This window comes from Slackia faecicanis (genome assembly GCF_003725295.1).
GTDB classification, from domain to species: domain Bacteria; phylum Actinomycetota; class Coriobacteriia; order Coriobacteriales; family Eggerthellaceae; genus Slackia; species Slackia faecicanis.
In genome coordinates this window covers 89,672-101,354 of the sequence record NZ_QICB01000007.1, presented here as the reverse complement: position 1 = coordinate 101,354, position 11,683 = coordinate 89,672, and the positions used below count along the sequence as shown (strand labels likewise).

Annotated in this window: 10 protein-coding genes; 1 reads left to right on the top strand and 9 read right to left on the bottom strand. The window is 62.1% G+C overall.

Annotated features, from left to right (window positions below):
- From DMP07_RS08035 to DMP07_RS07995, 9 genes are all read right to left on the bottom strand, one after another.
- Positions 1–2,571: hypothetical protein (locus DMP07_RS08035; protein WP_211324549.1), on the bottom strand; the 2,571-nt coding region annotated here is incomplete at its 3' end.
- A gap of 285 nt (positions 2,572–2,856) precedes the next feature.
- The gene (gene tatC / locus DMP07_RS08030) at positions 2,857–3,708 is read right to left on the bottom strand and encodes a twin-arginine translocase subunit TatC (protein ID WP_123198628.1); all 852 of its coding nucleotides are present in this window, start codon (positions 3,706–3,708) and stop codon (positions 2,857–2,859) included.
- Positions 3,708–4,355, bottom strand: a complete 648-nt coding sequence (locus DMP07_RS08025) for a twin-arginine translocase TatA/TatE family subunit (protein ID WP_123198627.1) — start codon at positions 4,353–4,355, stop codon at positions 3,708–3,710. The genes tatC and DMP07_RS08025 overlap by 1 nt, the downstream gene beginning before the upstream one ends.
- A 393-nt stretch (positions 4,356–4,748) precedes the next feature.
- Positions 4,749–5,423 (bottom strand): winged helix-turn-helix transcriptional regulator, encoded by a 675-nt coding sequence (locus DMP07_RS08020; RefSeq protein WP_123198626.1) that lies wholly within the window; start codon positions 5,421–5,423, stop codon positions 4,749–4,751.
- An 8-nt stretch (positions 5,424–5,431) separates the two neighbouring features.
- Positions 5,432–6,763: a glutamine synthetase family protein gene (locus DMP07_RS08015; protein ID WP_123198625.1), complete on the bottom strand. Its 1,332-nt coding sequence runs from the start codon at positions 6,761–6,763 to the stop codon at positions 5,432–5,434.
- A gap of 139 nt (positions 6,764–6,902) precedes the next feature.
- Positions 6,903–7,631 (bottom strand): type 1 glutamine amidotransferase, encoded by a 729-nt coding sequence (locus DMP07_RS08010; RefSeq protein WP_123198624.1) that lies wholly within the window; start codon positions 7,629–7,631, stop codon positions 6,903–6,905.
- A 2-nt stretch (positions 7,632–7,633) separates the two neighbouring features.
- Positions 7,634–9,004 carry a Mur ligase family protein gene (locus DMP07_RS08005; protein ID WP_123198623.1) on the bottom strand — a complete coding sequence of 457 codons (1,371 nt, stop codon included), beginning with the start codon at positions 9,002–9,004 and terminating at the stop codon, positions 7,634–7,636.
- Between the two features lie 100 nt (positions 9,005–9,104).
- Positions 9,105–9,299: a CASC3 protein CASC3 gene (locus DMP07_RS08000; protein WP_211324548.1), complete on the bottom strand. Its 195-nt coding sequence runs from the start codon at positions 9,297–9,299 to the stop codon at positions 9,105–9,107.
- A gap of 1 nt (position 9,300) precedes the next feature.
- Positions 9,301–10,680, bottom strand: a complete 1,380-nt coding sequence (locus DMP07_RS07995; RefSeq protein WP_244594949.1) for an amidohydrolase family protein — start codon at positions 10,678–10,680, stop codon at positions 9,301–9,303.
- A gap of 105 nt (positions 10,681–10,785) precedes the next feature.
- On the opposite strand from DMP07_RS07995, the gene DMP07_RS07990 reads away from it, so the two are divergent.
- Positions 10,786–11,643: a class I SAM-dependent methyltransferase gene (locus tag DMP07_RS07990; RefSeq protein ID WP_123198621.1), complete on the top strand. Its 858-nt coding sequence runs from the start codon at positions 10,786–10,788 to the stop codon at positions 11,641–11,643.
- The last annotated feature ends 40 nt before the right edge of the window (positions 11,644–11,683 follow it).

Below are 11,683 nucleotides of genomic sequence, written 5' to 3'. Positions count from 1 at the left end.
GCCGGCCTGGGCGGCCTCGTCGGAGACGGTCACCTCGGTGGAGGTCACGTTGCCCTCGGCGTCCTTGGACACGACGGACTCGGTGCCGTCGGCGGACTCGGTGGTCACGGTCTGGGAGCCGTCGGGCTGGGTGACCGTGGTGACGGTGGAGCCGTCGGGACGCTGCTCGACATCGGTCTCAGGCTGAGGCTCGGGCTGGGGAGCCGGGGCCGGCGGCGCAGGCGGGACGATTTCGGAAACGGTCCACTTGCCGTTAGACTCGCTGGCCTTGTAACCTTCCGCAACGAACTCGTCGGCAGGCTTAGACGAGAACGTTCCGCCCGTGATAAAGCCCGTGCAATTCTCGGAATAGACAGCGTTGACACCGCCATTGGAGGCGCTGAAGGAACCGCCCGTAATGTTGAGCTTCACCTTCGCCGTAGCATCCTCGGGATTATTCTGAGGATTGCTCTGGTAGAAAGCGGTATGACCGGCAACAGTTCCCCCGGAGACATTGACCTCAATCGGAAGCTTCGTAGTGTGCTGGGCGATAGCGATGCCCGCACCATCCGTCGTGCTTCCGTTGCCGTTAGGCTTGACGCCAGTGGGAGTACTGGTGCCCTCGATCGATCCGCCCGTCACGTTCAAGACGCCCGCACGAATCTCCATGCCCGTATCACCCTTGATCTCGGCGCCATCGATGTTCCACTTGGCGTATCCGGCGGCATAAATCATGCCGTCAATCTTCGCGGTAGACCCAACGTTAACAACAGGAACATTGCCTTCGGTATCAACAATCGAGCCGTTCAGATACATGCCGCCGTTAACGGTAGTGCCATCCATCTTGACCGTAACGCCAAATGCATGGGGCTCTTTGAGAGCCTTATCGTAATTAATATCGACACCGTAGCCGAATCCGACCGTTCCATCATTCGGATAAGAGATGGTCGCATCCTTGCCAACAATTACATTCGAATAAGCTTCGGCCGTCGGAAGGGTGGAACCGAAAACACAAATTGCATCAGCGCCGTACGGTTTGTCGCCCGACATCCAGGTTCCAAGCGGGGCAATCGTTCCGTCCTGAAAGTCAAACGTACCAGCTTTGACGAGAACAACGGGATCGGCCTTAGTGGCAACGATTTTTCCATCGACACCAGAATCCTTGATGGCCAACGTTGCAGCAGGGTCATCAAGGGTGATGAAATTCGAAGAAACATCGGTCGTCACCGTGTGGCCAGCCAAGTCGAGCGCGACGCTCTTCCCCTTCACCACAAGACGCTCGTTACACTCTGAGTCCTTGAGTAGCGCCACCGTTTCGCCATTCCGAGCGGCAACAAACGCATCGGCAATCGACGGATAATAAACACCCGCTATTTCAGCAACGCGGCTTTCTTCGGGAACCTCAACCGTCCACTTTCCATCGGAATTCTGAACAGGCTTGTATCCAGGGGCGCAGAAATCCTCTCGAATAGAGCTGCTGAACTTTCCTCCAGAAACCAAAACGGAAGCCTTATTGCTGCCGCCGGAGGCAATGACCAATGCATCGCCTTCAGCGATAATGTCGCCTCCCGATATTTTCGCACTAACGTCCCCATACTTAGCATTAACATTGATGGCCGCATTTTTGAGACCGCCGGTGCCATCGCCCCAGCTACCAGTATCTCCCTGGCCCTTCGACGTAACGATTCCACCAGTCATGACAAGATTGCCGGCATTCAAGGCGATACCGCCCGCCTGACCATAAACAACGCCACCGTTGATGGAAACAGTGCCTTTCTGAGGGTTGTAGATAGCATAATCGGCCCGAGAAACAAGCGTGCCACCATTGACGGTAATATTTCCGTCATAGGTCTTATTGTTGCCATTGCCGGAGACCGCATACCATCCAGCCTCGATCTTTCCGCCATTCATGATGAAAGAAGAATCGGCTGTCTTGTTACCAAGCGTGACCGCGAATTGTCCCCTATTCGCATTGTCAGCAGTAAACGAAGCGGTGTCGATCTTGCCGCTTTCCATGACAACAACACCGCCGCTTTCGGCGCTAACAACTCCGTAGCCAGTATCGGCGGAGGCATACTCTGTTTCAGTGTAAATTCGGCCCTTACCAGAACCATCTTTTTTCGCGTCCGTGCTATCGGTAATAGTCAAGCTGCCATGTACCACAATATTGCCCGTTTTGGTATTTGCCGCCTTGAGCTGGTATCCGCTAAGGTCAAGAACAACACCGATACCCGCATTCACGCATGCCGATGATTCACTTTGGGAGATATCGGCATCAGAAGCAAGTTTGATTGTATCTCCATCAACCGCCTTCTCAAAGGCTTCGTTCAACGAAGCATACTCAACCGTACCAATGGTGGCAACGCAACGGGTATCAACAGCAGTTTTACCAGTCGAATCCTCAGCTACCGTTTCATCCTGGACCGCCAGCATTTCGTCGACTACGTTACCGCGCTGATAGGCGGTTTCCTGGGCGGCAGCAGCCTGATCGACCTCTTCGGCGATGGCGACCGCGGGAACGCCCAGCGATGCGGCAAGGGTGGCTGCCGTAACGACGGAAAGCGCCTTGCCTCGTTTGCTCTGCATATCCATGTATGTTCTCCTAACCCCTGTTCAAAGGTATGAATTCTCTCTCTTGACACCCTCGAACAGACCGATCCGATACGCTTTTCATAGTACCAATATTCACCCTTGGCCGCGACGGGAAAACGCCGTTTTGCTCCCTCGCGGGTCGCAAATCGACAAACGGCGGGCGTCGGCGAACGGCGCATGCGGCAAGCGCGCGCCGCGCATACAAAAAGCGGGCCCCTTTCGGGAACCCGCTTCGATGGCTTCGACACTCATACGGCCCGCGCAATCGCGCGGCGGCCTTCGTGCTTAATCGTCGGCAAGACGCTTCTTGATGGCCTCTTTCTTCTGGCCCCATTCCTCCTGCCATTCGGCCTCTTCGCGCGCCTCGCGCTCGGCCTCTTCCTTCTGCTTCTTCACGCGGTTGCCCAGCACCAGGCGCGCCACCAGAAGGCTGACCTCATACAGCATGAGCAACGCGGCAAACATCATGAGCATGGTGACAGGCGATGCGTCCAGCGTGACCATGGCGGAAATGACCATGAGCACGATGTAGACCGTACGCCAGGAATTGCGAAGCTTGGCATACGGAATGATTTCGAACACCACCAGATAGAACACCACCAGCGGCAGCTCGAACGCGAAGCCGAACGCCAGCTCGAAGTTGATGATGACGTCGATCCACGCCTTGGCATCGGGGAAGATGTTCGCGAAGCCGTTGGCCTGGTCGGTCAGCCACTGCACGGCCGGGTTCAAGATCAACGTATAGCAGAACACGGTGCCGCCGATGAACAGCAGCACGCCCGCCATGAACGTGGGAATGAACCACTTGCGCTCGTTAGGCTTGAGCGCCGGCAGGAAAAACGCCAGGATCTGCCACAAAATGATGGGCATGCACGCCACGACCGACGTCCACAACGCCACCTTGAAGCGAATGGTGAACGAACCGAACACGTCGAAGACGTTCAGGGCGATGGCGCCCGTGGTGGGGTCTTTCGGCAGGTAGTCATATACCGGCAGGCACATGAACTGGATGATCGTGGGGGTTGCCATGTAGAAGATGCACATGGCGATGAACAGGCTGACCACGATACGGACAAGGCGCATGCGCAGCTCGCCCAGATGGTCGAAAAGGGGCATACGCGCCGGACCGATAGGCATTAGTTGTCCTCCTTCTTGGCAGAATCAGACGCCTCGGCGGCATCGGCGGACGCGGGGGCTGCCGCATCCTGGTTCTGGAGCTTTTTCGCGACGGGCTTGGTGCCGAAGATTTCGTCGGCGAGGTCTTTGTCGGCGGCCTTTTTGGCCTCCTGCTGGGCGGCCACCTGGGCGGTAGCCTCCTTGCGGGCGCTCATGACCTCTTCGTGCACCTGGGTGGGGGTTTTCACCGCTGCGGCGGCAACGGCGGTGCCGGCAGCGGCTGCGGCGGCAGCGGCCTCGTCGGACGCCTTCTTCTCGGCGGCAGCGGCGGCACGGACTTCCTTGGCGGCCTCGTTGGCGGCCTCGCGCTTCTTCTTGTCTTCGCGCTCTTTGTCGTACTTGGCCTTGCGGGAAGCGAAGGATTCCTTCTTCTCCACCTTCTGCTTGTTGTCTTTATCGATCGCATCGAGCGGGTTTTTCACCGGCTTGTCGCTCATGGGATCGTAGATTTCGGTCTTGACGACCTTGTTCATCTCCTCCTGCGCGCTGCGGAACTTCTGCACCGCCAAGCCGATGGTCTTGGCAAGCTGCGGCAGCTTGTCGGGGCCGAAGATCAAAAACCCGAACAGCAAGATGAGGAATAGTTCGAATCCACCTATACCGAACACAATCAACCTCTCAAACTCTCGTAGAATAACCGGCCTATCTTATCACACGCGCGAGCGGCGACCTGCACCAATGGCGCGCGGGGGCATCTTCATTTTTTATCCGCGCCGACGCCATAACGGTCCCACGGTTTCGGCATACGCGCGCGTGCGTTTCGTGATAGCGAATGAGCAAAGAGGCAGCCGGGTGCAAGCGCAAGCACGACGTTCGGGCGGATCGGCAGGCGGCTGCGCAAAACGCCGGCGACGACCGGCGGTCGGAATGCCGCCGGCAATGCGCGACGGCCGCCATGCCGCAGCCGACTCAAGGCAGCAGCCGGCGCGATCGTTTCCGCCCTGCTGCGGCGCCTTAGGCGAATGTCCCGCGCGACACGGCGCCCGACCGCCCCGCTTCTATCAGTTAGACCACAGGTACCCCGCGCCGCGCACGGTTTGGATATGCTGCGCCGCCTCGGTGCCCAGCTTGGCGCGCAGCCTTCGCACATGAACGTCCACCGTGCGGCTGCCGCCGTAATAGTCGAAGCCCCACACCTGCGAAAGCAGCACCTCGCGCGAATAGATGCGCCCGGGGTGCGTGATCAGAAACGCCAGCAGCGTGTACTCCATGAACGTCAGGTCGATCGGCTCGCCCGCCACCTTTACCTGATAGGTGGCCAGATTCACCGTGAGCGGGCCCACGTGCACGAAATCGGAATCGGACGTCATCTCACCCGGCCACAGAAGCCTTCTGCAGCGCAGCTTCACCTCTTCGTCGGTGGCGTACGCGCACGCGAAATCGGCGTTCACCTGCACGGGAAGACGCACCGACGCCATGGTTTCGGAATCGAGCACCAGCAGAAGCGACGCGTGGCCGCCGCGCGCCAGGGCCTCCTCCACCCCGGCGACATCGCAGCCCCCGTCCGTCGCGTCGATCACCAGCAGGTCGAACGACGCGCCGCGCATGGCATCGAGCGCCTGTTCGGGCGGCACTTTAAGCGCTCGCGCGTCCACGTCCATCGACGCGAACAGCTGCGAGGCGCGCTCGGGCGTGATCACGCGCCCGCACGAAACGATAACCGTCTTCGAATGCATGATGCCTCCTAGAGCGCAGCCAGATAGCGGTCGATTTCCCACGACGTCACATGCGCGCGGTATTCCTCCCATTCGGCGCGCTTGGCGCGCACCAGGTAGCCGTGAACGGCGTCGCCGAGCACCTCGCGCATCAGCTCGGACGCCTCGAACGCATCGATCGCGCGGGACAGGTCGCGCGGAAGGGGCGCATAGCCCGCAGCGGCTACCTGATCGGCCGACATAGAGAAGATGTCGCAGGTCGCGGGCGGCTCGAGCGTCAGGCCTTCCTCGATGCCTTTCAGGCCCGCGGCGATCGTGACGGCGAGCGTCAGATACGGGTTGGCGGCCGAATCGACGCTGCGGATCTCGGCGCGCGTGGACGAACTCTTGCCCGGCTTGTAGCGCGGCACGCGCACCATGGCGGAACGGTTCGCCTGGCCCCAGGACGCATACAAGGGCGCGCCCATGCCGGCCACGAAGCGCTTGTACGAGTTCACGTACTGGCTGGTTATCAGGGAATATTCGGGCGCGTACTTCAAAAGGCCCGCGATGTAGCCCTTGCCGACGGCCGAAAGCCCCCAGCCCTGGGGGTCGTCGGCGTCGAAGAAGGCGTTGCCGTTCTCGTCGAAGAGCGACTGATGCACGTGCATGGCGCTGCCAGGATGGTTCTCGAGCGGCTTGGGCATGAACGACGCGTGCATGCCGTGCGCCGAAGCGGCCTCTTTCACCACGTGGCGAGCCGTGACCACCGCATCGGCCGCGGCCAAGGCGTCGCAGTAGCGCAGGTCTATTTCTTGCTGCGCGGGCGACGATTCGTGATGGGAGTATTCCACCGACACGCCCATCTGCTCAAGCGTGAGCACCGTATCGCGGCGCAGGTCGGCCGCGTCGTCGAGCGGGGCCAGGTCGAAATAGCCGCCGCGGTCGATCGGGTCGGGCGAGGTGGCGCTTTTGAAGCAGAAGTATTCGACGGCCGTTCCCACGTTCACCGAATAGCCCATCGAGGCGGCCTTCTTGAGCATTTCCATCAGAATATGACGCGAGTCGGCGGGCGCGGGCGTGCCTTCGGGCGTGCGCAGGTCGCAGAACATGCGCGCCACGCCGTTGTTGCGCGGGCGCCACGGCAGCGTCTGAAACGTGGACGCGTCGGGGTGCGCCAAAATGTCGCTTTCGTTCAAAGACGCCAGCCCCGCCACCGACGACCCGTCGAAGCCGATGCCTTCCTCGAACGCGGTGTGTATGTCGGAAGGCGTGATGGCGAGGTTCTTCAGGTTTCCGAACACGTCGACGAACCATAGGCGCAAGAACCTGATATCGCGCTCTTCGATCTGCTTGACGACGTATTGCGTGGTGTCGATCATGGGTCATCCTTTCATGAAGCGGCGCCCGCGAAGGCACCGGAAAACGACGAAGGCCGGCTCGCAGCGGAGCCGGCCTGGCTGGTCGGGATATGCGCGAGCGGCGGCCGGCGGCCTCGCGCAAAGGTTCGCGCGGCGGCGTCTACGAAACGCCCAATCTGCGCGCCATCACGCGGTTCGCTTCGGCCTCCACCGCGTCGTCGAGAGGCGCCAGTTCGCAGGATTCGCCCCGACGTTCGAGCGCACGCGCCAGAAGATAGTCCGCCACCTGGGGGTTTTTCGGCAGAAGCGGGCCGTGCAGATACGTGCCGATCAGGTTGCCCTGATGCACGCCTTCGAAGCCGTCTTCGCCGTTGTTGCCGTGCGTGGCGCCCAGCACGCGGCCGAGCGGCTTCACGCCCGCGCCCAGCGTGGTGCGGCCGCCGTGGTTTTCAAACCCGACGACTGGCATGGAGGCGATATCGCTTTCGATCACCGCGTTGCCGATCAGGCGGCCTTCGCCGCGCACCGTTTCCATATCCACGATGCCCAGGCCCCCCACGGATTCGTCGCCCATGGTGTAGCGGTGGCCCAGGAACTGGTAGCCGCCGCACACGGCGAGCAGCACGCCGTTATCGGCCACATACGAACGCAGCTCGGCCTTACGCGCGGCGATTGCGTCTTTGGCGATCATCTGCTCGCGGTCGGCGCCGCCGCCGATGAACACGATGTCGGCGTGCGAGAAATCCATGGCGTCGCCCATGCCCACTTCGGTCACCTGCACGGGAATGTCGCGCCACTCGCAGCGGCGGCGCAAGGCGATCACGTTGCCGCCGTCGCCGTAGAGGTTCAAAAGCTCGGGGAACAGATGCACGATGTTGAGAGGCTTCATGGCTACTCCCCTTCCTTGCGCGCGCAGCCGTCGGCGGACGCTTTTTCGAGCGCTTCGAGCTCGCGGCGCAGCGGCGGCAGCGCGGTATAGTTGGCGATCACGTACACTTTGCCGTCGGATTCGTCGGTGGCGGCAAGCACGTCGGCGGCGTTTTCGACGATCGTCGAAGGAATGCCCGCGTACTTCAGGCGCACCTGCATGTCGTTGGCGCGCGATCCGCCGACGAAGGCCTTGAGGCCTTCGATCTGCGACCAGCGCTCGAAATCGATATCCCAGAACCACGACACGTCGCAGCCGTCGGCCTCTTCGTCGTTGACGAAAAGCGCCAGCACGCGGCCGCCCTCGTTGAGCACGATGCGGATGTTCTGGTTGAAGCCCGTGGGGTTTTTGGCCAGGTTGGTCATCACGCTGCGCCCGCCCAGACGAAACGTCTGCAAGCGGCCGTTCGTGGGACGGTATGCCTCCACCGCCTGCTGGAAGCCTTCGAACGACACGATTTCGGACGCCTTGCTCAGCGCGTAGACGGCCAGCGTGTTGTACACCATGTACACGCCCGTCTGGCCGGTCTGCACCGTATGGCCGTCGATGTCGAAGGCCAGCGAGCCGTCCAGCATGCGCACGTTTTCGGCCGCGAACGAAAGCTCGGGACGGCCCCAGCCGCACGACGGGCAGCGATAGGCGCCCAGCTGGCCGTAATGCACGTAATCGTATTCCAGCGCGGCGCCGCACTGCTGGCAAAAGCGGCTGTCGCTGATGCGGTCGGCATCCAGGCCCATGTCGCACGCGATGCCGAAGGCCAAAGAGCGGTTGGGCACGCGGGCGGCGATGGCGGCGCACAGCGGGTCGTCGCCGTTGTAGAGAAACACCGTGTCGGGCGAACCCTCGAGCGCCGCGGCGATCGCGCCCTGCACGTGTTCGATTTCGCCCACGCGGTCGAGCTGGTCGCGGAACAGGTTAAGCAGCAGGAAAAAGCGCGGCTTGACGCGCGGCACCACGTAGCGGGTATACATCTCGTCGCACTCGAAGCACGACACGGGCGCATCGGAGGAAGCGCCTTCGGCCGCGCGTTCGGGCTTGACCAAATACGCCGTGACCACGCCCGATTCCAGGTTGTTGCCGTCGCGGTTGCAATATAGCGGTCGGCCCGAAGACGCCAGGCAATCGGCCGCCAGGTTGGTGGTGGTGGTTTTGCCGTTCGTGCCCGTGATCACCGCGATGTTATCGGCCGCGCCCGACAGATCAGCCAGCACGGCGGGGGCCGCTTTCATGGCGATGACGCCCGGCAGATTGCCGGCCGAACGATGCATGAACGTCTCGCCCGCCCAGCGGGCGCTCTTGCCGAGGAATGCGGCAAAAGAAGAACGGAATCCCATGGTTCCTCCTGCGAATATCTTTGCAAACTTCGCCATCATACGCGAAAAAACCCCGCGCCGTCGGGCTTGCGGGGTTTTTCAGAAATGCTCTAAACAGGCGTTAGGCGGCGCCGCCCATGGCCATGATGGCCACCGTGGGAATGCCGAGGGCCAGCACCAAGATCACGCACACCACCACGGTGAAGATCTTCCTGGTGCGCGCCGCGTTCTCGCGACGTTTCTTCTCGGCCTCTTCGCGCCTGCGCGCCGCTTCAATCTGGGCCGCGCGCTGTTTCGCCGTCATTTTCTGCGCCATGCTAATCTCTCAGCTTTCCACGAATATGAATGCCGCGGTGCGCCACCTCGGCAGGATCGACATTGGTGTTCCAGTGGCCGCCGCGCTCGTAGCGGACGACGCCTTCGACCATGGTGAAGACCACATCGGCCGCGGCGGCGCCGGTGACGACCGCCGTGACGGGATCGACCAGGGGCGTCTGACGCGAGCCGGAAAGGTCGACCGCGATCACGTCGGCGCGCTTGCCGGGCTCGAGGCTGCCCACTTCGTCATCGATGCGCAGGGCGCGGGCGCCGCCGATAGTGGCAAGCTCGAGCATGGTCTGCGCGGTGAGGAAGTCGGAGCGGTCCACCGAGCGGTGGATCAGCGTGGCCAGGCGCATCTCCGTGAACATGTCGGAGGTGTCGGTGGCCGCCGGCGAGTCGGTGCCGAGGCCCACGCGGATGCCAGCCTGCAGGAACTTCTGCAGCGGTGCCAAGCCCATGCCCAGCTGCGCGTTGCAGCGGGTGCACACGGCGATCGCCGCGTCGTATTCTTTCAGCTTGGCGATATCGGCCTCGTCAACATGGACGCAGTGCACGGCCAGCACGTTCTGGCTGTGGAAGGCGCCCCAGTTCAGCGCGTAGTTGACCGGCGTCACGCCCGTGGGAAGCCACATGGGGCGGTCGGTCAGGCTGTCGTTGCCCGCATCGATGCCGCGCACCGAAAGCGGCGTGGAGCCGTTTTTGATGTACTGGTATTCCTCATAGCTGCCGGCCATATGCATGGCCACGGGAATTCCCAGCTTGTCGGCCACTTCGTTCACGCGCGCGAAAATGGTGGGATGGCAGGCGTGCAGCGCCTTCGGCGCGATGCCGATGCGCGTGATGGCCGGATCGGAATCGGCCGTCCACTCCTGTACGTCTTTCACGGCCGCTTCGATCGCGGCATCGACCTTCGCCTTCTCGGGAACGCCGACGCTGCGATAAATCACCGAGCGCAGGCCCAGATCGCGCGTGGCTTCGCGCGATGCGCCCGTGTTGGTGAAGTCCGCCACCGTGGTGACGCCGCCCGAAAGCATTTCCATGCCGCCGAGAAGCGCGGAATCATAGCGATCGTCGCGCGTCATCATGTCGGCCTTGGCATGCTCGTGAGCGAGCCATTCCGCGTAGGGAACGTCGTGGACGACGCCGCGCAGCACCGTGTATTCGAGATGCGTATGGCAATCAACGAAACCCGGCATGATGGCGGCACGGCCGAAATCGCGCACCTCCTCTTCGGGGTAGCGCGCTTTCATACGTTGGGCACCGCCTATTTCAACGATGCGCCCATCGCGCACCAAGACCGCGCCATCGTCGATCGGCGGTTGCGTGACGGGGATGATATGTTCTGCACACAAAAGCATGCGGACATAATAGCGCATCGGCTTTGGGCTATACTGGCAAGTCGCACAAAAAAGGGCGGCGGCGCGCGTTTGCCGCCGAAAACACAGATTCGAAAACCGTCTACCGTTTGCAAAGGCATCACTATGACTCAAAGCGCTTCTTCGACCGACATCGAACCCAAGACCTCCGGCGACTATCTGCGCGCCTCGGCACGGGCATCGGCCGAAAAAGCGAGCGATACGCAAGACATCCACGCCGGCCACACCGTGATCGACACGGCCACCGGCGGCGAGGCCGATGCCGCAGTGTCCGAACAGCGCGTGCAGCAGATCTTCGGAGCCATCGCCAAGAAATACGACCGCTTCAACGCCGCCTCGAGCTTCGGCCTGTACAAGCGATGGCTGCGCGCCACCGTGGCCGCGGCGAACCTCACGCCCGAATCGGACCTGCTCGACCTTGCGGGCGGCACGGGCGACGTCAGCTACACGGCCGCTAAGACCAACCCGCCCGCGCACATCCAGCTGACCGACTTCGTGCCCGAAATGCTCGACGTGGCGCGCGACCGTGCCCGCCAGGGAGCGACCTGCGGCGTTCCCACCGATTTCGACGTTGTGGACGCGCAGGACATTCCTTATGCGGACGATTCCTACGACGCGGTCACCATGGCCTACGGCATCCGCAACATCCCCGACCGCGAACAGGCGCTCGCCGAAACCTACCGCGTGCTGAAGCCGGGCGGCACCTTCGCCTGCCTCGAATTCTCCACGCCGCCCAACGCGTTGTGGCGCGGCCTGTACCACATCTACCTCAAGCTCATGATCCCCTTCTGGGGCAAGGTGTTCACGGGCCAGACGAAAGGCTTCGTGTACCTGGCCGATTCGATCCGCGCCTTCCCCGACCAGGAAACCTACGCCGCCATGCTGCGCGAGGCGGGCTTCAAGGACGTGACCTGGAAGAATTACGCGGGCGGCATCGTGGCCGTCCATACGGGCCGCAAATAACGCCGGCCGCCGAAAAGCGCCGAATGCGAAAGAGGGCGTC

What these genes read in the sequence shown, in the direction of transcription:
- tatC (WP_123198628.1), bottom strand. Translation starts at nt 3,708, where the DNA reads ATGCCTATCGGTCCGGCGCGTATGCCCCTTTTCGACCATCTGGGCGAG.
- DMP07_RS08020 (WP_123198626.1), bottom strand. Translation starts at nt 5,423, where the DNA reads ATGCATTCGAAGACGGTTATCGTTTCGTGCGGGCGCGTGATCACGCCC.
- DMP07_RS08015 (WP_123198625.1), bottom strand. Translation starts at nt 6,763, where the DNA reads ATGATCGACACCACGCAATACGTCGTCAAGCAGATCGAAGAGCGCGAT.
- DMP07_RS08010 (WP_123198624.1), bottom strand. Translation starts at nt 7,631, where the DNA reads ATGAAGCCTCTCAACATCGTGCATCTGTTCCCCGAGCTTTTGAACCTC.
- DMP07_RS08005 (WP_123198623.1), bottom strand. Translation starts at nt 9,004, where the DNA reads ATGGGATTCCGTTCTTCTTTTGCCGCATTCCTCGGCAAGAGCGCCCGC.
- DMP07_RS08000 (WP_211324548.1), bottom strand. Translation starts at nt 9,299, where the DNA reads ATGGCGCAGAAAATGACGGCGAAACAGCGCGCGGCCCAGATTGAAGCG.
- DMP07_RS07995 (WP_244594949.1), bottom strand. Translation starts at nt 10,680, where the DNA reads ATGCGCTATTATGTCCGCATGCTTTTGTGTGCAGAACATATCATCCCC.
- DMP07_RS07990 (WP_123198621.1), top strand. Translation starts at nt 10,786, where the DNA reads ATGACTCAAAGCGCTTCTTCGACCGACATCGAACCCAAGACCTCCGGC.